This window comes from Paraconexibacter algicola, assembly GCF_003044185.1.
Lineage (GTDB): Bacteria > Actinomycetota > Thermoleophilia > Solirubrobacterales > Solirubrobacteraceae > Paraconexibacter > Paraconexibacter algicola.
Genome location: NZ_PYYB01000002.1, coordinates 605414 through 625724, shown reverse-complemented (window position 1 = coordinate 625724; position 20311 = coordinate 605414). Strand labels below are relative to the sequence as shown.

Genomic DNA, 20311 nt, shown 5'->3' with positions numbered 1-20311 from the left:
TGTGACGCCGCCGCTCGGTGAGGAAGGCCGGGGCCAGGGGACCCAGGACCGGGGACGGGACAGCTCCGGCTCTGGGCAGGCCCCGGCCCTCACCGTGCTTGAGGACGCGACGCGGCGGGTAGCACGCCGCTCGTGTCGACCGCCACGAGCGTCCCGTCCAGTCCCGCCCCGGAGGAGACCGAGCTCAAGCGCGCCATCTCCGGCCGGCTGCTGCTCTTCTTCGTCCTCGGCGACGTCCTCGGGGCCGGCATCTACGCGCTCGTGGGCGAGGTCGCCGGGCGCACCGGCGGCGCGGCGTGGGCGGCGTTCCTCGTCGCGCTCGTGCTCGCGGTCCTCACCGCCACCGCGTACGCCGAGCTCGTCACGAAGTACCCCGACGCGGGCGGGGCCGCGCTCTACGCCCACCGCGCGTTCAACCGGCGCACGCTGACCTTCCTCGTGATGTTCGCGGTGATGCTCAGCGGCATGACCTCGGCGGCGACGCTCAGCCGCGCGTTCGCGGGCGACTACCTCGACGCGCTCTTCGACGCCCCCGAGCTGCTCGCCGCGCTCGTCTTCATCGGCGTCGTGGCGCTCGTCAACGCCCGCGGCATCAGCGAGTCGGTGCGCGTCAACGTCGTGCTGACGACGATCGAGGTGCTCGGCCTGCTGCTCGTGCTCGTGATCGGCATCGCGGCGATCGCCGACGGCGGGGGCGACATCGACGGCGGCCGCGCCTTCCAGGTGGAGGAGGGCGAGGCGGTCGCCTGGGCGATCCTCGGCGGCGCCACGCTCGCCTTCTACGCGCTGATCGGCTTCGAGGACTCGGTGAACGTCGCGGAGGAGACGCAGGACCCGCGCCGCAGCTACCCGCCCGCGCTGTTCGGGGCGCTCGGGATCGCCGGCGCGATCTACGTGGCCATCACGATCGTCGCCGTCACCGTCGTGCCGGTCGGCACGCTGTCCGGCTCGTCCGGACCGCTGCTGGAGGTCACGGGCCGCGGTCCGCTCGCCGTCGACGACCAGGTGTTCAGCGTGATCGCCCTGCTCGCCGTCGCCAACGGGGCGCTGCTGAACATGATCATGGCCTCGCGGGTCCTCTACGGCATGAGTCGCCGCGGGATCGTCCCGCCGGTGTTCTCGAAGGTCCTCCCGGGCCGTCGCACGCCGCACGTCGCGATCGCCACGACGACGCTCGTCGCGGCGGGCCTGATCGCGATCGGCAAGCTCGACCAGCTCGCCGACACGACCGTCCTGCTGCTGCTGCTCGTGTTCAGCATCGTCAACCTCGCGGTCCTCGCGCTGCGCTCCGACGTCGTCGACCACGACCACTACCGCGCCCCCACCTGGGCGCCCGTCGTCGGGGTCGCGGTCATCGTCCTGCTGCTCACCCAGACCGACGGATCGGCCTGGACGCTCGTCGCGCCGCTGCTCGCCGCCGGCCTCGCGCTGTCGTTCCTGGTGCGGCCGGGAAGCGAGGCGGATGCGGTTAGGGTCCTCGCTGATGATCCTGGCGATCGATGAGGGGACGACCGGCACGACGTGCCTCGTCTTCGACGACGACGGCACGCTCGCCGGCCGCGCCTACCGCGAGTTCACGCAGCACTTCCCGCGGCCGGGCTGGGTGGAGCACGACGCCGCCGAGATCTGGGAGGCGGTCCACGCGGTCGCGGGCGAGGCGCTCGACGACGCGGGCTGCGGACCCGGCATGCTGCGCGCGGTCGGCATCACCAACCAGCGCGAGACCGTCTGCGTGTGGGATCCGCACACGGGGGAGCCGCTGCACCACGCGCTCGTCTGGCAGGACCGGCGGACCGCCGAGCGCTGCGACGCGCTGCGCGCCGCGGGCCACGAGGCGCTCGTGCGCACGAAGACCGGCCTCGTGCTCGACCCGTACTTCAGCGGCACGAAGATCGAGTGGCTGCTCGAGCACGTCGACGGGCTGCGCGAGAAGGCGCAGGCCGGTCGCGCGGTCTTCGGGACGATCGACTCGTGGCTCGTCTTCAAGCTCACCGGCGAGCACGTCACCGACCAGTCCAACGCCTCGCGCACGCTGCTCTACGACATCGCGAAGGGGGAGTGGGACGACGACCTCTGCGCGCTGCTCGGGGTCCCGAAGCAGGCGCTCCCGGAGGTCCGCCCGTCGATCGGCGAGTTCGGGACGACGACCCCGGAGACCCTGCACGGGCACGTCGTCCCGGTGGCCGGGATCGCGGGCGACCAGCAGTCCGCCCTCTACGGCCAGGCGTGCCTGGACCCCGGCATGGGGAAGAACACCTACGGGACCGGCTCGTTCGTGCTGCTGAACTCCGGGGCGGCCCCGCCGCTCGCGCCGCCCGGGCTGCTCACGACCGTCGCCTGGGGCATCGGGCAGCGGACCGTGTACGCGCTGGAGGCTGCGATCTTCGTCACCGGCGCGGGCGTGCAGTGGCTGCGCGACGGCCTGGGCATCATCGAGCGCGCGGACGAGACCGAGGCGCTCGCCGCCTCCCTGGACGGCAACGACGGCGTGTACTTCGTCCCGGCGCTCACCGGCCTGGGGTCGCCGCACTGGGACCCGTACGCGCGCGGCACGATCGTCGGGCTGACGCGCGGCTCGACGAAGGCGCACCTCGCGCGCGCGACGCTCGAGGCGATGGCCTACCAGACCGTCGACGCGATCCGCGCGATGGAGGTCGCCTGCGGGACGCCGCTGACCGAGTTGAAGGCCGACGGCGGCGCGACCGCCAACGGCTGGCTGATGCAGTTCCAGGCGGACATCCTCGGGGTGCCGGTCGTCGTCCCGGAGGTCGCGGAGACGACCGCGCTCGGCGCGGCGCTGCTGGCGGGCGTGGGGGCGGGGATCTGGTCGCAGGACCACATCGCCCGGACCTGGCGCGCCCGGACCCGCTACGAGCCGCGCATGGGGGAGGACGAGCGCGCCGGGCTGCTGCAGGGCTGGTCCGCCGCCCTGTCCCGGACGCTCTCCTGACACCGTGTTTGGTCTACCCTGGCGGGGCACCGTACGGGTCGACGAAGTGAGAGGGCGATGAGCGGCGAGAAGCTGGCGTCGATGAAGGACCAGGTCTATCGGGACGAGCGGCCGCAGGAGTACTTCGCGCGGTTCCACGAGCGGTCGCGCACGCGCGACCCCGACTGGGTCTACGAGGCCGTCCGGATGATGACGTCGATGTACGCGTTCTCGTTCTTCCGCGCCCGCTGCATCAGCTCCGAGAAGGTGCCGGCGAGCGGGCCGCTGATCCTCGCGCCGAACCACTTCAGCTTCATGGACCACTTCTTCGTCGGCGCGTTCACGCGGCGCAAGGTGCGCTTCATGGCGAAGTCGCAGATGTTCAAGCCGCCGCTGCAGTGGATCTACACGCACGGCGGGGTGTTCCCGGTCCGCCGCGGCGCCCGCGACGACGACGCGTTCATCACCGCGCACTCGGTGCTCGCGCGCGACGGCGCGATCGCCATGTACTGCGAGGGCGGTCGCTCGCGCACCGGCGCGCTCGCGGAGCGGGCGAAGCCGGGCATCGGCCGCCTGGCGCTCGAGTCGGGCGCGACCGTGGTGCCGGTGGCGATCCACGGCTCCGCGAAGGTCCGCAACTGGAAGCGCGGCCAGTTCCCGAAGGTCACGATCCAGTACGGGGACCCGTTCGTCTTCGAGCGGGTCGAGTCGCCGACGCGCGCGCAGTCGCAGCTCGTGTCCGACGAGATCTTCGAGGAGATCAAGAGCCTCTACGACGGGCTCACCGAGCACGGCGAGTCGCGCGTGCGCGCACGGGTGCGCGCGGCGCGCCGGGCGGCCCGTCAGGCCGCCAAGCGCACCGCGCCCGCGGCCTGAGGCGCGCCGCGGGTCAGATCGCGATCGTCAGGTTCGCGACGTAGCCCTTGCTGACGCTGCCGGTGACGGTGGCGAGCTGGTGGATGGCGCGGTCGTCGCTGAAGACGTTGTCGCTGGACAGCGAGATCCGCGACAGCGCCGCCTGGCTCGTGGGGTAGCGGCTGGTGGCGTAGACGCGCTTGCTCGGGGCCTGCGGGAGCGCGATCTGGGAGGTCTTGACGATCGGCCCGTTGGAGGTCGCCTTCGCGACCGACGAGTAGACCTCGAAGTGGATGTGCGGCCAGCGGCCGTTGTAGCACCCGGGGTAGATCGTCCGGAACCAGGCGGTCCCGTTGCTGTTGGTCTTGGCGACGCCGCGCAGGTAGTTCTCGTCGGTGATCCCCGACGAGTAGAGCGAGTAGTTGCCCAGGCGGTCGGCGTGCCAGAGGTAGACGGCGGCGCCGACGACCGGGGCGTAGTCCTTGGACCTGCGGGTCACGGTGAGGTTGACGCGCAGCGGGACGCCGGTCGCGAGGGTGCGGCTGCTGCCGAAGCTGCGGCGGATGTCGTGGCGCACGATCCCGGAGTCGTCGAGCACGTCGATGCCGTTGGAGCCGTCGCCGGGGTAGGGGCCCGCGGTCTCGCTCGGCACGATCGCGGTCGGCGTCTTCGCCAGCGCCGAGCCCGCACCGAGCCCGGCGAGGATCGCGGCGGCGCCACCGGCGCCGAAGAGCTTCAGGGCGTCGCGGCGCGAGGCCATGCGCACGAGGTCCTCGTGGAGGCCGTCGCCGTGGTCGTGGTGGTCGTCGTGGGGCGCGTGGGGGGTGGGCATGGCGGGGAGCTTCCCGCCGGATCCTGGGAGCTTCCTGGGGAGCGCCCGACAGGTTGCCGTGAGCGTCGCCCCGGGCTCCGGTGGGGGCGCGCGTTCGCGACCGCCGTACGAACCCCCGCACCCAGCGCGGGGTTCGTACGGCGGTCGCCCGGGCGCGGCGGCGTCAGGCCGGTGCGCCGTCGCTGACGACGGTGCCCTGGTGGTAGACGACCTGCCAGCCCGCCGGTGCGCGCTGCCACAGCGTGACGCGACGGGTGCGCCGTCCCGCCTGGTCGAGCGCGTAGGTCAGCGCGTAGGTGTCCGGGCCCAGGCGCCGGCAGCAGGGGTCCGTGACCGTCCAGGTCTCCTCGCCGGGCGTCGGGCCGCGCTCCACCACGGTCCGCAGCACGTCGGCGCGCGCGTACACGCCCCCGGACGCGCCGACGTGGAAGTAGTCCTCCACCATCCGCGCGTCGTAGTCCGCGCCGCCGGTGCCGAACGCGGGCTGGTGGAACACGGGCTCCAGCGCGAGCAGCTCCGCCTGCACGGGCAGGAGCTCGGGGACGGTGACGAGCGGATCGGGCACGGCCTCAGCGTCGCACGACCTCGCAGTCCGTGGCGACGGTGTCGTCGGCGTCGGCGAAGACGGTGTCGGTGCCGGGCCCGCACGCGACGACGTCGAGCGCGCCGCCGACGACGTTGATGCGGTCGTCGCCGTCCCCGCCCTGGATCGTGTCCGGGTCGAGGTTGCCGAAGATCGAGTCGTTGCCGGGACCGCCGTCGATCGCGTCGGCGCCGCGGTCCCCGGTGATGTAGTCGTCGCCGTCCTCGCCGAAGATGACGTCGTCGTCGTTGCGGCCGTGCATGCGGTCGTCGCCCGGGCCGCCGTGCAGCTCGTCGTTGCCGTTCTCGCCGTCGACGTAGTCGTCGCCCTCCAGGCCGAAGAGGCGGTCGAAGCCGTCGGCGCCGAGCATCGTGTCGGGGCCGGGGGTGCCGTTGAGCGTGTCGTCCCCGGCGGTGCCGCGGACCACGGTCGCGGCCGGTGGCGCGTCGTTGGCCGGCTCGGGCGCGACCGGCACGACGACCTCGCAGCTGCGCAGCGTGTCGCGATCCGGGGCGTCGCTCTCGACGTACACGGTGTCGCGACCGCTGCCGCAGTCGACGGTGTCGGCGTCCCCGTCGGCGACGCGGATGAGGTCGGCGCCGCGGCCGCCGCTGACGCGGTCCTGCCCGGGACCGGCGACGATCTGGTCGTCGCCGTCGCCGCCGGAGAGATCGTCGTCCCCGGAGCCGCCGTCGAGCTCGTCGCTGCCGGCGGCGCCGAGCAGCCGGTCGCGGCCGGCGTCGCCCTGCAGGACGTCGTTGCCGTCGCGCCCGAGGAGCAGGTCGTTGCCGGTGCCGCCGTCGACGAGGTCGTCGCCCACGCCGCCGTCCACGGTCTCCGAGCCGGGCCCGGCGAACAGCTGGTCGTTGCCGTCGCCGCCGACGACCTTGTCGGTCCCGCGGCCGCCGTCGACGTAGTCGTTGCCCGGGCCGCCGTCGAGCAACCGGTCGTTGCCGAACCCGGCCTCGACGATCTTGTCGTCGCCCTCGCCGCCGAGGATGGTGTCGTCGCCGTCCCCGCCGTCGAGGTAGTCGTTGTCGGGCCCGCCGTCGAGCTGGTCGTTGCCGGTGCCGCCGAAGCCCGCGTCCTGGCCGGGACCGCCGACGAGCGTGTCGTCCCCGGCCTGGCCGCTCAGGCGGTCGTCGCCGTCCTCGCCCTGGAGGACGTCGTTGGAGGGCCCGCCGATCGCCACGTCGTTCCCGGCGCCCGCGAACACCTGGTCGTTGCCGCGTCCGCCGTTGAGCGTGTCGTCCCCGCCGAGGCCGAAGAGGCGGTCGGCGAGCCGGGTGCCGCTGAGCGTGTCGGGCCCCTCGGTCCCGTAGGTCGTCGCGATCCCGGGCTGGACCGCCACGCCGACCGGCCGGGCGGTGCGGGCCAGGCGCTGCGCGGTGAGGCGACGCAGGCTCGAGGTGCTGAACACCGACACGGTCCCGGCGCCGCGGTCGGCGACGTAGAAGCGCAGCGAGTCGGGGGAGGTCGCGGGGTAGCCCGGCCCGGCGCCGGCCGCGACGCGGGCGATCGTGCGTCCGGAGGCGAGGTCGACGATCGCGGTCGCGCGGCGGCCCTTCGCGGCGCCGACGATCGCGCGGCGCCCGTCACGGGTGACGGCGACGCCGCCGCCGACTCCGGCCTTCAGGCGCGCCGGGCGTCCGAGGCGGCCGCGGCTGACGTCCAGCGGCAGCAGCCGCGCCCCGCGGGGGCCCGCCGTGAGCACGCGGGCGATCGACCCCGTGGGCCCGAACGCGACCCCGGTCGCTCCGGCGAGCTTCAGCCGCCGGGCGAACCGGCCCTCGACGACGTTGACGATCCCGATCTGGCGGGCGCCGGTGACGGTGACGAGCTTCTGCCCGTCGGGGCTGAGCGCCGCGGGCCCGGGGGAGGAGCGCGGGATCGCGATCGACCGCACGAGCGTGAACGTCGCGGTGTCGATGACGTCGACGCCGCCGCGGCGGACCGCGTAGAGCCGCCCGCCGTCCGGGGACACCGCCAGCGCGACGACGACCCCGCGGACCGCGACGCGCCGGGTCAGCCGCCGGGTCTGCAGGTCGATGCCCGCGACCGCGTCGTCGGCGCTCGCGTAGCCGGTCGTGCCGTCGGGGGAGACGGCGCTGGCGCGCGCGACGCCGCCGACGGGCACGCGCACGAGCACGCGGTTGGTGGTGACGTCGGTCAGGACGGCGGAGCGCCCGCCGTCGGCGACGACGAGCACCCGGGCCTGCGCGGAGGGGGCGGCGAGGCCGGCGAGCGCGCCGAGGAGGACGAGGGCCGCGAGGACCGGGCGGCGGGAGCGGGGCATCTCCCACCCAACGCCCGACGACGCCCGTGGTTGCGGTGCGTGGGGGCACTGGGAACGGCAACGGCTGGCGCGTAAGCTCCCGCGCATGCGCGCCACGGTCCTGGTCCTCGCCGCCTGCGCGGCCCTCTCGGCCGCGTCGCCCGCGGCCGCCCAGCAGGTCGCCGGCTCGTCGCTGGCCAACCCGGCCAACGGCACGTTCGGCTGCGAGGCGCGGCCGGAGATCGTCGACACGGCGGGCAACCAGGCGCTGGTGGCGTCGGGGCAGCCGGACTGCACCTGGGCGAACACCGGGGGTGGCACCGTCCCCGCGACGGGCACGGTGCAGAAGATCACCGTCCGCAGCGGCCCCAACCCGGCGCCGATCCGGTTCGTCGTGCTGCGGACGCTCGCCCAGCCGGGGCAGGGGACGTTCTGCTGCTTCTTCGTCGCCGAGACGTCGGTCGCGCAGCCCACCCCGAACACGACCACGACGTTCGACGTCGGGCTGCCGGTGGAGCGCAACACCGACCCGCAGACCCAGGTGATCACCCAGGACAACATCGGGGTCAGCGCCGTCAGCGGGACCGGCACGCTGCCGCTCTTCGACAACGGGCGCCACAACATCCTCGACCCGATCACGCCGGCGGTGAACGCCTCCTGGTACTACCCGCGCATGTCCTCGGCCTCCGACACCGGCAGCGGCCGTCGGGCCGACGGCAGCGGCAACGGCTGGGAGGTCCTGCTCCAGACGCTGTTCTGCCCGCGTGGGCAGGAGGCGGCCTGCGGGGCACCGGTGCAGCCGGGGCCGGCGCCCGGTCCCGCGGTGCCGCTCCCGGCCGACATCGTGGCTCCCACCATCGCCGGTCCGCGCTTCCAGCCCGCCGCGTTTCGGGTCGGCACGGGGCGCACGGCGGTGACCGCGGCCGTCCGCGGCGCCGACCTGCGGTTCACCCTGGGGGGAGAACGGCACCGCGCGGATCGTCGTGCAGCGGCCCTCCACCGGGCGTCGCGTCGGGAAGACGTGCGCCAGGCCGACGCGCGCGAACCGCCGCCGGTCCGCGTGCACGCGCTGGACGGGGATCGGCGCGACGATCACCCGCCGCAACCTCACCGCCGGACCGCAGACCGTGCGGTTCACCGGACGCTGGGGGCGCACGGTGCTGCGCGCGGGCCGCTACCGCGCGCGGATCACGGCCACCGACGGGGTGGGGAACACGTCGAAGGTCGCGACGGCGACCTTCCGCGTCGTCGGCTAGTCGCCGACCGACCTACCGGTCGGTCGGGAGTGCGTAGTGCAGCCACTCCGATCGCGTCCCGCCGACGCGGTCGTACACGCGCTGGGCGCGGTGGTTGTCGAGCGCGGTGGTCCACTGCAGCGACGCGCAGCCGCGCGCGAGGGCCCGCTCCCGGCAGGCCTCGATCAGCCGCTCGGCGAGGCCGCTCCCGCGGGCGGCAGGGGTGACGTAGAGGTCGTTCATCACCGCGACGCGCGCGGCCGACAGGGTCGAGAACGTCCAGTAGATCGTGGCGAAGCCGAGCGCCTCGCCGGTCGACGGGTCGCGCGCCAGCAGCTGCACGCCGTCGTGATCGGGCCGGTCCAGGAGCGCCCGCGAGAGCGCGAGCAGCGCCTCGTCGGTGGGCGGGGTGAACCCGCCGGTCTCCTCGTAGAAGCGGGTGTACGCGCGCACGAGCGGGAGGAGGACGTCGAGGTCCTCCTCCCGCACCGTGGTGATCGCGACGTCCGTCAGGACATCATCCCGTTGATGACGCCGCCCGAGACGTTCAGCACCTGGCCGTGCACGTAGTTGGACCAGGGCGAGCAGAGGAAGAAGATGCCGCCCGCGGCCTCCTCGACGGTCGCGGGGCGACCGAGCGGGATCATCATCGCGGCCATCGCGCGCATCTGGTCCGGGATGCCGAGCTGGACCTTCTCGCCGTCGATCTCCATGGTGTTGTCGTCCACCTTGGACTGCGTCAGGCGCGTGTCGACGAAGCCGAACGCGACCGCGTTGCAGTTGATCTTGAACTGGCCCCACTCCTTGGCGACGGTCTTCGTGAGACCGACGACGCCGTTCTTCGCGGCGGAGTAGTTCGCCTGGCCGGCGTTGCCCATCGTGCCGGAGATCGAGGCGACGTTGACGATCTTGCGGAAGACCTCGACGCCCTCCTCCTTCTCCTTCTTCGCCGGCTCGCGCAGGTGCGGGGCGGCGGCGCGCAGCACCTTGAACGGCACGGTCTGGTGGATCGCGACCATCCGGTCCCACCAGTCGTCGCTCATCTTGTGGATCGGCGCGTCGAGCGTGTAGCCCGCGTTGTTGACGATGATGTCGATCTTGCCCCAGGCGTCGATCGCGGTCTGGATCAGCTGCTCGGGCGCATCGCCCTTGGTGAGGTCACCGCCGAAGACGGCGGTCTCGCCCGCGATCTCCGACGCGGTCTGCTGGGCGACGTCGGCGTCGAGGTCGTTGATGACGACCTTCGCGCCCTGGGCGCTCAGCAGCTCGGCGGTCGCGCGGCCGATGCCGCGGGCCGAGCCGGTGACGATGGCGACCTTGTCGTCGAGGACTCCCATGTGCTGCTCCTTGTTCGGTGGGGACGGGTGCTGCGGCGCGGATGCTATTGGCAGGAGGCCAAGAGCGCGGGCGGCGCCATGCCCGTGGGGCTCAGAGCCCCATCGTCTTGCCGAGGATCTCCTTCATGATCTCGTCGGTGCCGCCGCCGATCGGACCCAGGCGCGCGTCGCGGGCGGCGCGCTCGATGCCGTACTCCTGCATGTAACCGGCGCCGCCGTGCAGCTGCAGGCACTGGTCCATCACGTCGAAGCAGGCGCGCTGGGTGGCGAGCTTGGCCATCGTGACCTCGCGGACCGCGTCGTGGCCCTCGTGGAAGAGGCGCAGCGCGTTGTAGGTGATGCAGCGCCCGGCCTCGATCGTCGTGGCGATCTCGGCGAGCTTGTGCCGGCTGACCTGGAAGGACCCGATCGCGCGACCGAACGCGTGGCGCTCCTGCACGAACGCGAGCGTCTGCTCGAACGCGGCCTGCATGCCGCCGATCGCGCCGAGCGCCATGAGCAGCCGCTCCCACTGGAAGTTGGCCATGATCAGGTAGAAGCCCTTGTTGAGCTCTCCGAGGAGCTGGTCGTCGGCGACGAACACGTCCTCGTAGGAGATGAGGCCGGTGTCGGAGGCGTGCCAGCCGAGCTTCTCGATCTTCGAGGTCGTGACCCCGGGGAGCAGCTCGCCGTCCTCGCCGCGGGCGTCGACGAGGAAGAAGCTCATGCCGCCGTGGCCGCCCTCGGGCGTCGTCTTCACGGCGGCGACGTGGACGTGCGCGCGCACGCCGTTGGTGATGAACATCTTCGAGCCGTTGATGAGCCAGCCGCCGTCGACCCGCTTGGCGTGGGTGCGGATGCCCGCCACGTCGGACCCGGCGTCGGGCTCGGTGATGGCGAGGGCCGCGATCTTCTCGCCGCGGATGGCGGGTACGAGGTAGCGCTGCTTCTGGTCCTCGGTGCCGAACTTGAAGATCGGCGGCGTCGCGATGTCCATGTGGGCGCCGACGCCGGCCGCCACGCCCCCGGAGCCGCACCAGGCGAGCTCCTCGGCCATCACGGCCTGGTGCAGGTGGTCGCCCCCCTGGCCGCCGTACTCCTCCGGGTACTTCAGGCCGAGGAAGCCGAGCTCCGCCATGCGGTGGAAGAGGCTGTCGGGGAACCAGCGGTCCTCCTCCCAGCGGTCGGCGTTGGGGGCGAGCTCCGCGGCGACCCAGCGGCGGATCGAGGCGCGCAGGTCCTCGTGCTCCTGGGTGAACGGAGGACGGATCGCGACCGTGTCGGACGTGCGGTACTGGTCGGTGGAGGTGCTCATCACAGCTTCTTTCGGAGGAGGTCGAACATGCCGCGCACCACCTGGCGCTGCAGCGTCTTGCCCTGGCGGGAGTTGAGGAAGTCGCCGATCGCGCCGGTCCCGCCGCCGACCGCGTCGCCGGCCGGGGTCCGCTTGCGGCGGGAGGGCGCCTTCCTGGGATAGGGGACGTGCTCGGCGTCGGGGGTGGGAGCAGGGGCCGCGGGGGCGGGCTCGGGCGCCGTGGCGTCCTCGATCCGCGCGGCGAGGATCTCGCGGGCGCTCTGGTTGTCGAGCCGCGTGCCGTACTTCGCGTCCAGCGGCGAGGCGGCGACCGCCGCGGCGACGTCGTCGGTCGGCGCCATCCGCGCCCGGGGCGCGCTGAGCTTCGTCTGCACGACCGGGGTCGGCACGCCGTCCTCGTCCAGGACGGTGACGATCGCCTCGCCGATCCCGAGCTTCGGGAGGAGCTCCTCGAGGTCGTAGATGTCGCTCTTGGGGAAGGTCCCGACGGTCGCCCGCAGCGCCTTGGCGTCGTCGGGCGTGAACGCGCGCAGCGCGTGCTGCACCCGGTTGCCGAGCTGCCCGAGCACGTCGCCCGGGACGTCCTTGGGGGTCTGCGTGACGAAGAAGACGCCGACGCCCTTGGAGCGGATCAGCCGCACGGTCTGGACGACCGACTGCAGGAACGCGTCGGTGGCGTCGGCGAACAGCAGGTGCGCCTCGTCGAAGAAGAAGACGAGCTTGGGCTTCGGGAGGTCCCCGGCCTCCGGGAGCGTCTCGAAGAGCTCGGCGAGCATCCACATCAGCGCGGTGCTGAAGAGCTGCGGCTTGTCCTGGACGCCGGCGAGCTCGAGGCAGCTGATGACGCCGCGCCCGTCGGGTGCGGTGCGGATCAGGTCGGTGATGTCGAACTGCGGCTCGCCGAAGAACTCGTTGCCGCCGCCGGTCTCGAGCCCGATGAGGCTGCGCAGCAGGACGCCGACGGTCGCGGAGGAGAGCCCGCCGATGCCCTCGAGCTCGGCCTTCCCCGCGTCGCTGTCGAGGAACTGCAGGAGCGCGCGCAGGTCGGCGAGGTCGAGCAGCGGCAGCTCGTGCGTGTCCGCGTAGTGGAAGACGAGCTGCAGCGACTGCTCCTGCGTCTCGTTGGCGCCGAGGATCTTGGCGAGCAGCTGCGGGCCGAAGTCGCTGACCGTCGCGCGGACCGGGACGCCCGCGCCGATCCCGCCGAGCGACAGGTACTCGACGGGGAAGCCGGTCGGCTCGAAGGGGACGCCGAGCTTCGCGCAGCGCTTGGCGGCCGCGCCCTCGGGGCTCGGGTCTCCGGGGTCGGCGATGCCGCTGAGGTCGCCCTTCACGTCGGCCACCAGGCAGGCCACGCCGCCGGCCGAGAGCTGCTCGGCGAGCACCTGGAGCGTGCGGGTCTTGCCCGTGCCCGTCGCGCCCGCGACGAGCCCGTGGCGATTCATCATCGCCAGCGGCACCCGGACCATCGCGTCGGGATGGGTCTCGTCCCCGAGGACCCCGCGACCGAGGTCGATGAACGGTCCGTCGATCGCGTAGGCCGTGGTCACGTCGGCGGCGAAGTCGCTCATCCCTGAACCCTATCCGCGCTTCTGTGTGGAGAGATGTTGAAAAGTCGTATGGATAGCGGCACGCTGTACGTGTTGATCCGTTGCACGAAAGGCAGCACAGTCATGGGCGTGAAGCGCACGACGATCGAGCTCGACGAGGACCGGTTGCGCTTGGCGCAGGAGGCGCTCGGGACGACGGGGATCAAGGACACCGTGGAGGAGGCGCTGGCGCGGGTCGTGCGGGTCCACGCGTACCGGAAGCTCCGGGCGAACATCGCGGCGTCCGACTACGCGGACCGGCCGGACGACATCCGGCGTGACGCGACCCGTGACGTGGACGCCATGGTGAGTCCGCGTGTATCTGGTTGATACGAGCGTCCTTGCGCGCTCGAACGCGCCGGCGGTCGACGAACGGCTCGAGCCCCTGATCAAGAGCGGGCTCGTCGCGGTCTGCGCCGTCGTGGAACTGGAAGTCGGCGTCACCGCCCGTTCCCCCGCGATGTACCGCGAGAACGATGCCGTCTTCGCCGCCGCCTTCGCGCGGGCCCCGATCGAAGAGCCGGTGGTGCGCCGCGCACTGCAGGTCCAGGCGGCCCTCGCGGAGCGCAGTCAGCATCGTGGAGTTCCGGTGAACGATCTCGTCATCGCCGCCTGCGCCGAGCGCGGAGGCCTGACGGTCCTGCACTACGACGCGGACTTCGACACGATCGCGCAGGTCACCGGCCAGCCGATGGAGTGGATCGTGCCGCGCGGCACGGTGGACTGACTCAGGCATCCTGCGGAAGCCGGGCCCGCTGCCGGTCTCGTCGAGCGACGAGACCGAGGAGCCCGCGCTCACAGCCCGTACGAGCGCCCGATGACCTCGAGCATGATCTCGTCGGTGCCGGCGCCGATGCGGTTGAGCCGCAGGTCGCGCCAGGCGCGCTCGATGCCGTACTCCTTCATGTACCCGGCGCCGCCGTGGATCTGGATGCACTCGTCGGCGACCTCGACCGCGATCCGCGACGCGTACAGCTTGGCCATCGAGATCTCGCGGACCGGGTACTCGCCGTTCTCGAACCGCCAGGCGGTCATGTAGACCATCTGCCGCGCGGTCTCGATCTTCGTGGCCATCTCGGCGAACTTGTGCCGGGTGACCTGGAAGCGGCCGATCTCGCGGCCGAACGCCTTGCGCTCCAGCGCGTACTGCATCGTGCGGTCGAAGACGCGCTGCGCCCCGGCGACGCAGCCCGCGGCGCCGATCAGCCGCTCGCCCTGGAGCTCCCAGCTGATGTGGTAGAAGCCCTTGCCCTCCTCGCCGAGCATCGCGCTCGCCGGGACGCGGACGTCCTGGAAGGCGAGCAGCGCGGTGTCGGACGCGTTCATGCCGAGCTTCTTGAGCTTCTGCTCGCGGATGACGCCCGGCGTGTCCATCGGGACGAGGAACAGCGTGATCCCGCCGTGACCGGCGTCGGGGTCGGTCTTCGTCACGAGGACGATCACGTCGGCGCGGTGGCCGTTGGTGATGTAGGTCTTGGAGCCGTTGATGACGTACTCGTCGGTGGCGGCGTCGTAGACGGCGCGGGTCTTGATGCCGGCGACGTCGGAGCCCGCGTCGGGCTCGGTGATGCCGAGCGCGAGGATCGCCTCACCCTTGATGGCCGGGACGAGCCAGCGCTGCTTCTGCTCCTCGGTGCCGAACAGGTGGATCGGCGGCATCGCCATGTCGGTCTGGACGGCGACGCCCATGGCGAGCCCGCCGCAGTCGGCGTGGGCCATCTCCTCGGCGAGCACGAGGCTCGCGTAGTAGTCGCCGCCCTGGCCGCCGTACTCCTCGGGCATCGCGAGGCCGAGGAACCCGAGCTCGCCCATGCGGCGGATGATCGAGTCGGGGAACGTCTGCTCCTCCCACTCCTCCGCGTGCGGCGCGCACTCCTTGACGACGAACGCGCGGATCGACTCGCGCAGGCGGTCGTGCTCCTCGGTGAAGATGAAGTGCTTGCGCGAGCCCGTGTGGTCGGGCTTGAGGACCGTCTCGGTGGTGGCCATGGCGCGACGGTAGCGCCGCCCGGCCCAAAAGTAAACAGTGGCACTTCCCACTTTCCACGTGTGGCGGGTCGCCGTCGTCGACCCCGGCGCGCGGACCCGCCCACGTGCGAGGATCGGCCCGTGACCTACGACACGCTCCAGTACGACGTCACCGACGGCGTCGCGACCATCGCGATGGACCAGCCGGACACGCGCAACGCGATGTCCGACGAGCTCCTGACCGACCTGCTCGCCGCGCTCGCCGCGGCCCGGGACGACGACGCCGCCCGCGTCGTGGTCCTCGCCTCCACCCACGAGAGCACCTGGTCGGCCGGCGGCAACCTCGCCGGCTTCGCCTCCGAGGCGCCGCTCGTCCACAAGCACCAGGGGACCGACCGGTTCCCCTCGGTCTTCAAGCTCATCGGCCAGCTCGGCAAGCCCGTGATCGCGTCGATCGACGGCCACTGCCTCGCCGGGGCGTTCGGCCTCGCGCTCGCGTGCGACCTCATCGTCGCGTCGGACAAGGCGACCTTCGGCACGCCCGAGATCAACGTCGGCGTCTTCCCGTTCATGATCGCCGCGCTGATCTACCGCAACGTGCCGCGCAAGACGACCAACGAGCTGCTGTTCCTCGGCGACCGCATCGACGCCCAGGAGGCGAAGCGGCTGAACGTCGTCAACGTCGTCGTGCCGCGCGACGAGCACGCCGCGAAGGTCGCCGAGTGGGCCGGGCGGCTGGCCGCGAAGTCCCCGCTGATGATGAAGCTCGGCAAGGACGCGATGTACCGCCAGATGGACCAGCCCTTCGAGGACGCCCTGGACTTCCTGCGCTCGCAGCTGACGATCGCCTTCGCGACCGACGACATCCAGGAGGGCGTCAAGGCGTTCTTCGAGAAGCGCGACCCCGTCTGGACCGGCCGGTGAGCGTGCGGGTCGTCGGGCTGCTGTGCCCGACGAGCGACCGTCGCGACTTCGCCGGGGACGACACCGCGGCGCTCGCCTCGCTGCTCGCGCGCACCGCCGGGATGGCGGACGGCCCGCGCCTGATCGGCTCGGCCGCGCAGGCGTCGCCGGCCCGCTTCGAGGACGACCTGCGCGAGCGTCGCGGCTGCCTGCTGGAGGCCGGGGGACAGGTGGAGGACGCGCTGCGCGAGGGGGACCGGCCGGTGCTCGTCGCCGCCTCGTGCAGCGTCTGCACCACGACGATCCCGGCGGTGCTGCGCGAGCGGCCCGACACCGTCGTGCTCTGGCTCGACGCCCACGGCGACTTCAACACCCCGGACACCACGCCGTCGGCCTACCTCGGCGGGATGTGCCTGGCGGCCGCCTGCGGCGTCTGGGACGACGGGCTCGGCGCCGAGCCCAAGCTCGACCCCGCCCAGATCGTCTTCCACGGCGTCCGCGACCTCGACGCCGCCGAGCGCGACCTCCTCGACGGCTTCGCGGTCGAGATCCTCGAGCATCCCTCGCAGGTGCTCGACGCGGTCCGGGGCCGGCCCGTGTTCGTCCACCTGGACCTCGACGTGCTGGACCCCGAGCTGCTGCCGACCGAGTTCCCGGCCGCCGGCGGCCTGACCGACGGCGCCCTCAAGCAGCTGCTGCGCGACGTGTGCCGCGAGGCCGAGCTCGTCGGGGCGGAGATCGCGTCGTTCGCCGCCCCGGACCGGCTCGCGCTCTGCGCCGCCGCGGCCGGCCCGCTGGCCGAGGCCTGACGCGGGGCGGCGGGGCGCCCGCCGCCCGCGCCGCCCGGCTCAGTGGTGCTCGACGAGCTCGCGCATCCGGCGGTACTCGTCGGCGGTGATCTCGCGCCCGCCGAGGGTCGAGAGCGACGGGTCGCCGTCGACGTACTGGCGCTCGTTGCGCCGCCACACCGCGATGTACCGGTAGAACGGGACGACCGGATGCAGGTGGTGGACCAGGTGGTAGTTCTGGTACAGCAGCAGGGGGGAGACCCAGCGCTCGCCGCCGATGCGGTTGCGCGTGGTCTTCAGCCGGTCCTCGGTCGGCTTGTGGTGCAGCCCGTGGTGCGGGAGGTAGTCGAACGCGTAGGCGAGCCAGAGGATCGCGACGCGGGACGGCACGAACAGCACGACGAGCCAGGTGACGACGTTGCCGGTCGCGATCAGCGCGACGGGGACCGCGATCCCGAGCAGGAGGAAGACGACGCCCTCGACCTGCTCGGCGCGCTTGCGGGTCCGCAGCTTCGGCAGGTAGAAGGCGACGTAGTGATAGTCGATGCTCAGCCAGCGCAGCGGCTTCTGCCAGGCGGGCCCGCGCATCGTGTAGTGGTCGGGGTCGTCGCCGTCGTCGTGGTTGGTGAAGCGGTGGTGCTGCATGTGGATGAAGCGCCAGACCGGGAACGCGGCGTGCAGCGCGAACAGCGGCGTCGAGAGCCGGCCCATCAGGTCGTTGAGCCACTTGATGCTCGACGCCGAGTGGTGGCCGGCGTCGTGGGCGACCGTGAAGAGCAGGTACCCGGCGAGCGCGTTCAGCGGGATCGTCGCCCACCAGGCGAGGTCGTCGGCGAGGTAGAGCGCCGTCGAGGCGGTCCACAGCGCGAGGCCGCCGACGAGCAGCAGCAGCGTCGGGACCGCGACGGCCGGGACGGGCTCGGCGGGGTTCGGGATGCGGCGGACGGTGACGGGCGATTCGGTGGGGGTGGACATCGGGGTTCGGCGCCTCCTCAGCGGACAGTTGGCACACCGTACGGGGCCTCATGTCCCGCTCGCAACGGACGCGTTGCCCATCACGGTGTGCGGATCGCACACTCTCAGGAGCGCAGGACCGCCGGGCCGAGCACCTGGGCCAGCAGCAGGGCGGCGTGCAGCTCCGCCGGTCGCTCGGTCAGCGGGCGCCCGCGCAGCTCCTCGCCGCGGCGGACCCGCTGCAGCACCGTGTTGCGGTGCAGGTCCAGGGCCCGGGCCGCCGCGGCGATCCCGCCGTCGGGCGCGACCACCGCGGCGAGAGCCTCGCGGGCGCGACCGGCGGCACCGTCGTGCGGGTCGGCGAGCGCGCCGAGCTCCGCGGCGACGAACGCCCGCGCCGCCTCGAGGTCACGGCTGAGCAGGTCGGCGAGCGCCACCTCGGCGTAGGCGGTGAGGCCGGGCCGGCGGTCCGCGAGCTGCGCGACGCGGCGGGCGCGCTCGGCCTGCTCGCGGCTCACGCGGAAGCCGGCGAGCCCGGGGGCCGGGGCGCCGCACGCCACGTGCACCTCGGGGGCGGCGTCGCGCACCGCGCGGGCGAGCGCGTCGGTCGGGACGGGGCCCGGCCCGGCGATCGCCCAGACGCCCAGGACCGCCGGGCCGTCCGGCACGAGCAGCGGCCGGGGCCCGCCGAGCACCTGCGCGAGCGCCTGGGCGGCGCGCTCGAGCGCGGCCGGGTCACCGGCGGTCCAGCAGACGAACGCCAGGTGCGGCGGCGCGAGCGGGTGGCCCAGCGCGCGCTCGGCGGCACCGGGGTCGACGCGCTCCCCGGCCAGGACCGACCGGACGACGTCGGCGCGCACGAGCGCGGCGCGCCGCTGCAGCCGCTCGCGCTCGGCGATGTGCTCGGCGCCGACGCGCGCGCTGACCTGGTCGATGTAGTGGAACGTGAACGCCGCGGTCTCCTGCAGGGCGACCACGAGTCGGTCGCGGTCGGGGACGGCCGCGGCGAGCGCCGCGCTCCACTGCTCCCAGAGGTGCGCGTGCCCGAGCCGGTAGAACCGCAGGGTCGCGTCGACGCCACGGCCGCGCACCGCCATCCGGCGGGCGTGCTCGAGCGCGGCGACGGGCGCCTCGGTCGCCGACACGGGGATGCCGTGGCGGATCATCGACAGGAGCGCCTCGATGTTCGACGCGCACGAGGCGAGCGTCAGGCCGGCGAGGTCCGGCTCGGCGGCCTCGGGGATGTGCTGGACGAGGAACGCGTACATGTCGGCGGCCAGCCGGTCCAGGCCGCGGGCCCAGGTCGCGGCGAGCTCGCGCGCCTCGTCGACGGTGACCTGGGTGGGGGGTGCGTCGGCGGGCACGGGCGCAGCCTCGCACGCCGCGCTCAGTGGCGCTCCTCCAGGCCGACGGCGTCGCGCAGCCGGCGGGCGTGCTCGTGCAGCTCGGGATCCTCGGCGGCGCGGCTGTCCATGAGCGCGCCAAGCGCCTCGGCGAGCGTGTTGAGCTTCTCGTGCGACGCCTCCTCGGAGCGGCGGCCCGCGTTCTCCAGCAGCGCGAGGAGCAGCAGCGAGATGCAGCTGGAGACCACGTGCAGGACGGCCGCGGCGCTCTTGAGGTCGTGGAAGAGCAGCGGGGCGCTGATCGCCCATGCGAGGATGAAGGTCGCCATCGCGGCGAAGAACCACGGGCGCGAGACGTGCTGCTGGGCGGCTTCGACGAAGCGCTCGAACGGACTGCGGTGGTCGGTGTCGGCGCCCTCGGCGCGCGCGGGGCGGTCGCTCATCCCCACGGTGTACCCGATGCGGGCTTGACCCCGACGTCGGACGCGGGCAGAGTGGGAAGTGGAACGTTCTACTCCCAGGAGTCCTCGCCCCATGAGCCTCGACCACCCGGTCGTCATCTGCTGCTCGATCTCCGGATCGATCGCCAACCGCGACCAGTGTCCCGCGATCCCGTACACGCCCGCCGAGTACGCGGCCGAGGCCCGCCGCGCGGTCGACGAGGGCGCCGTCCACATCCACATCCACGCGCGCACCCCGACCGGTGAGCCGAGCTACGAGATCGACGACTTCGTCGCGATCCGCGAGGCGATCGTCGACGAGATCGGCGACGCGGCGATCATCAACTTCTCCACCGGCACCATCGGGGTGAGCGTCGAGAAGCGCATCGCCTACCTCGAGGCCGGCCTGCCCGAGGTCGCCGCCCTGAACATGGGCTCGATGAACTACGCGAAGTACTCCGCGCGGCGCCGCGAGTTCGTGTTCGACTTCGTCTTCCAGAACCCGTTCAGCGAGATCCTCGCGCTGCTCGAGGCGATGAACCGGCTGGGGATCAAGCCCGAGCACGAGTGCTTCGACGTCGGGCACGTCGGCTCGCTCGCGCCGCTGGTCGAGATGGGCGCGCTGCCCACGCCGCTGCACGCCGACTTCGTCATGGGCGTCACCGGCGGGATCCCGCCGACGGCGCGCAACCTCGCGGTGATGGCCGACAACCTCGCCGAGATCCCGGGCGGCCCGCACCACTGGGGGGTCATCGGGATCGGCCGCGTGCAGTGGACGATGCTCGCGGCGGCGCTGGCGCTCGGCGGCTCGGTCCGCGCCGGCCTGGAGGACAACTTCTACCTCCCGGACGGCACGATGGCCCGCTCCAACGGAGACCTCATCGCCAAGGCCCGCGAGATGACGCTCGACGCCGGCCGCCGTCCCGCGACCGTGCAGGAGGCGCGCGCCGCGCTGCACCTGCCCGCCAGGGCCGGGTCGGTGTGAA

20 protein-coding genes are annotated in these 20311 nt (G+C 72.9%); 9 read left to right on the top strand and 11 right to left on the bottom strand.

Going from position 1 to position 20311, the window contains the following annotated elements:
• Positions 1-132 precede the first annotated feature (132 nt).
• The 3 genes from C7Y72_RS16950 to C7Y72_RS16940 are packed head-to-tail and all read left to right on the top strand — an operon-like array spanning position 133 to position 3805.
• On the top strand, positions 133-1503 hold the full coding sequence (locus C7Y72_RS16950) for an APC family permease (protein ID WP_107570353.1): 1371 nt from the start codon (positions 133-135) through the stop codon (positions 1501-1503).
• Complete coding sequence (gene glpK, locus C7Y72_RS16945; RefSeq protein ID WP_107570352.1) at positions 1484-2950, top strand: glycerol kinase GlpK; 1467 nt, start codon at positions 1484-1486, stop codon at positions 2948-2950. Before C7Y72_RS16950 ends, glpK begins: the two co-directional genes overlap by 20 nt.
• A 57-nt stretch (positions 2951-3007) precedes the next feature.
• Positions 3008-3805, top strand: coding sequence for a lysophospholipid acyltransferase family protein (locus tag C7Y72_RS16940; RefSeq protein WP_107570351.1), 798 nt, complete (start codon positions 3008-3010; stop codon positions 3803-3805).
• 13 nt (positions 3806-3818) lie between these two features.
• On the opposite strand, the gene C7Y72_RS16935 is transcribed toward C7Y72_RS16940, so the two are convergent.
• The 3 genes from C7Y72_RS16935 to C7Y72_RS16925 all read right to left on the bottom strand — a co-directional run bounded on the left by C7Y72_RS16935 (position 3819) and on the right by C7Y72_RS16925 (position 8065).
• Positions 3819-4616 carry an intradiol ring-cleavage dioxygenase gene (locus tag C7Y72_RS16935; protein WP_107570350.1) on the bottom strand — a complete coding sequence of 266 codons (798 nt, stop codon included), beginning with the start codon at positions 4614-4616 and terminating at the stop codon, positions 3819-3821.
• Between the two features lie 163 nt (positions 4617-4779).
• Positions 4780-5181 carry a nuclear transport factor 2 family protein gene (locus C7Y72_RS16930; RefSeq protein WP_107570349.1) on the bottom strand — a complete coding sequence of 134 codons (402 nt, stop codon included), beginning with the start codon at positions 5179-5181 and terminating at the stop codon, positions 4780-4782.
• A 4-nt stretch (positions 5182-5185) separates the two neighbouring features.
• Positions 5186-8065 carry a hypothetical protein gene (locus C7Y72_RS16925; RefSeq protein ID WP_107570348.1) on the bottom strand — a complete coding sequence of 960 codons (2880 nt, stop codon included), beginning with the start codon at positions 8063-8065 and terminating at the stop codon, positions 5186-5188.
• Positions 8066-8457: 392 nt separating this feature from the next.
• On the opposite strand from C7Y72_RS16925, the gene C7Y72_RS16920 reads away from it, so the two are divergent.
• Positions 8458-8730 carry a hypothetical protein gene (locus C7Y72_RS16920; protein WP_107570347.1) on the top strand — a complete coding sequence of 91 codons (273 nt, stop codon included), beginning with the start codon at positions 8458-8460 and terminating at the stop codon, positions 8728-8730.
• Between the two features lie 12 nt (positions 8731-8742).
• On the opposite strand, the gene C7Y72_RS16915 is transcribed toward C7Y72_RS16920, so the two are convergent.
• From C7Y72_RS16915 to C7Y72_RS16900, 4 genes are all read right to left on the bottom strand, one after another.
• Positions 8743-9198, bottom strand: coding sequence for a GNAT family N-acetyltransferase (locus C7Y72_RS16915; RefSeq protein WP_199223992.1), 456 nt, complete (start codon positions 9196-9198; stop codon positions 8743-8745).
• A 20-nt stretch (positions 9199-9218) separates the two neighbouring features.
• Positions 9219-10046 (bottom strand): SDR family NAD(P)-dependent oxidoreductase, encoded by an 828-nt coding sequence (locus C7Y72_RS16910; RefSeq protein ID WP_107570346.1) that lies wholly within the window; start codon positions 10044-10046, stop codon positions 9219-9221.
• 91 nt (positions 10047-10137) lie between these two features.
• Complete coding sequence (locus C7Y72_RS16905; RefSeq protein ID WP_107570345.1) at positions 10138-11340, bottom strand: acyl-CoA dehydrogenase family protein; 1203 nt, start codon at positions 11338-11340, stop codon at positions 10138-10140.
• A complete protein-coding gene (locus tag C7Y72_RS16900; RefSeq protein ID WP_107570344.1) occupies positions 11340-12911 on the bottom strand; it encodes a helicase HerA-like domain-containing protein in 1572 nt (523 codons plus the stop codon). The genes C7Y72_RS16905 and C7Y72_RS16900 overlap by 1 nt, the downstream gene beginning before the upstream one ends.
• 108 nt (positions 12912-13019) lie before the next feature.
• Between C7Y72_RS16900 and C7Y72_RS16895 the strand changes: the two genes are divergently transcribed.
• Both C7Y72_RS16895 and C7Y72_RS16890 read left to right on the top strand, forming a co-directional pair.
• Positions 13020-13259: a type II toxin-antitoxin system VapB family antitoxin gene (locus C7Y72_RS16895; protein ID WP_146175424.1), complete on the top strand. Its 240-nt coding sequence runs from the start codon at positions 13020-13022 to the stop codon at positions 13257-13259.
• Complete coding sequence (locus tag C7Y72_RS16890) at positions 13246-13656, top strand: PIN domain nuclease (protein ID WP_107570342.1); 411 nt, start codon at positions 13246-13248, stop codon at positions 13654-13656. The genes C7Y72_RS16895 and C7Y72_RS16890 overlap by 14 nt, the downstream gene beginning before the upstream one ends.
• A 68-nt stretch (positions 13657-13724) precedes the next feature.
• Here the strand turns inward: C7Y72_RS16890 and C7Y72_RS16885 are convergent, their stop codons facing one another.
• Positions 13725-14918 (bottom strand): acyl-CoA dehydrogenase family protein, encoded by a 1194-nt coding sequence (locus tag C7Y72_RS16885; RefSeq protein ID WP_107570341.1) that lies wholly within the window; start codon positions 14916-14918, stop codon positions 13725-13727.
• Between the two features lie 120 nt (positions 14919-15038).
• Between C7Y72_RS16885 and C7Y72_RS16880 the strand changes: the two genes are divergently transcribed.
• Positions 15039-15821: an enoyl-CoA hydratase/isomerase family protein gene (locus C7Y72_RS16880; protein WP_107570340.1), complete on the top strand. Its 783-nt coding sequence runs from the start codon at positions 15039-15041 to the stop codon at positions 15819-15821.
• Positions 15818-16609, top strand: a complete 792-nt coding sequence (locus C7Y72_RS16875) for an arginase family protein (protein WP_146175423.1) — start codon at positions 15818-15820, stop codon at positions 16607-16609. Before C7Y72_RS16880 ends, C7Y72_RS16875 begins: the two co-directional genes overlap by 4 nt.
• Before the next feature lie 39 nt (positions 16610-16648).
• Here C7Y72_RS16875 and C7Y72_RS16870 read toward each other — a convergent pair whose 3' ends face one another.
• From C7Y72_RS16870 to C7Y72_RS16860, 3 genes are all read right to left on the bottom strand, one after another.
• Positions 16649-17563, bottom strand: a complete 915-nt coding sequence (locus tag C7Y72_RS16870; RefSeq protein ID WP_107570338.1) for a fatty acid desaturase — start codon at positions 17561-17563, stop codon at positions 16649-16651.
• 104 nt (positions 17564-17667) lie between these two features.
• Positions 17668-18906 carry a PucR family transcriptional regulator gene (locus C7Y72_RS16865; protein ID WP_107570337.1) on the bottom strand — a complete coding sequence of 413 codons (1239 nt, stop codon included), beginning with the start codon at positions 18904-18906 and terminating at the stop codon, positions 17668-17670.
• Between the two features lie 23 nt (positions 18907-18929).
• The gene (locus C7Y72_RS16860; protein WP_107570336.1) at positions 18930-19328 is read right to left on the bottom strand and encodes a low affinity iron permease family protein; all 399 of its coding nucleotides are present in this window, start codon (positions 19326-19328) and stop codon (positions 18930-18932) included.
• A 91-nt stretch (positions 19329-19419) separates the two neighbouring features.
• On the opposite strand from C7Y72_RS16860, the gene C7Y72_RS16855 reads away from it, so the two are divergent.
• Positions 19420-20310 carry a beta-keto acid cleavage family enzyme gene (locus C7Y72_RS16855; protein ID WP_107570335.1) on the top strand — a complete coding sequence of 297 codons (891 nt, stop codon included), beginning with the start codon at positions 19420-19422 and terminating at the stop codon, positions 20308-20310.
• Position 20311: the final 1 nt, after the last annotated feature.

What these genes read in the sequence shown, in the direction of transcription:
- C7Y72_RS16910 (WP_107570346.1), bottom strand. Translation starts at nt 10,046, where the DNA reads ATGGGAGTCCTCGACGACAAGGTCGCCATCGTCACCGGCTCGGCCCGC.
- C7Y72_RS16860 (WP_107570336.1), bottom strand. Translation starts at nt 19,328, where the DNA reads ATGAGCGACCGCCCCGCGCGCGCCGAGGGCGCCGACACCGACCACCGC.
- C7Y72_RS16940 (WP_107570351.1), top strand. Translation starts at nt 3,008, where the DNA reads ATGAGCGGCGAGAAGCTGGCGTCGATGAAGGACCAGGTCTATCGGGAC.
- C7Y72_RS16905 (WP_107570345.1), bottom strand. Translation starts at nt 11,340, where the DNA reads ATGAGCACCTCCACCGACCAGTACCGCACGTCCGACACGGTCGCGATC.
- C7Y72_RS16885 (WP_107570341.1), bottom strand. Translation starts at nt 14,918, where the DNA reads ATGGCCACCACCGAGACGGTCCTCAAGCCCGACCACACGGGCTCGCGC.
- C7Y72_RS16855 (WP_107570335.1), top strand. Translation starts at nt 19,420, where the DNA reads ATGAGCCTCGACCACCCGGTCGTCATCTGCTGCTCGATCTCCGGATCG.
- C7Y72_RS16900 (WP_107570344.1), bottom strand. Translation starts at nt 12,911, where the DNA reads ATGAGCGACTTCGCCGCCGACGTGACCACGGCCTACGCGATCGACGGA.
- glpK (WP_107570352.1), top strand. Translation starts at nt 1,484, where the DNA reads ATGATCCTGGCGATCGATGAGGGGACGACCGGCACGACGTGCCTCGTC.
- C7Y72_RS16870 (WP_107570338.1), bottom strand. Translation starts at nt 17,563, where the DNA reads ATGTCCACCCCCACCGAATCGCCCGTCACCGTCCGCCGCATCCCGAAC.
- C7Y72_RS16935 (WP_107570350.1), bottom strand. Translation starts at nt 4,616, where the DNA reads ATGCCCACCCCCCACGCGCCCCACGACGACCACCACGACCACGGCGAC.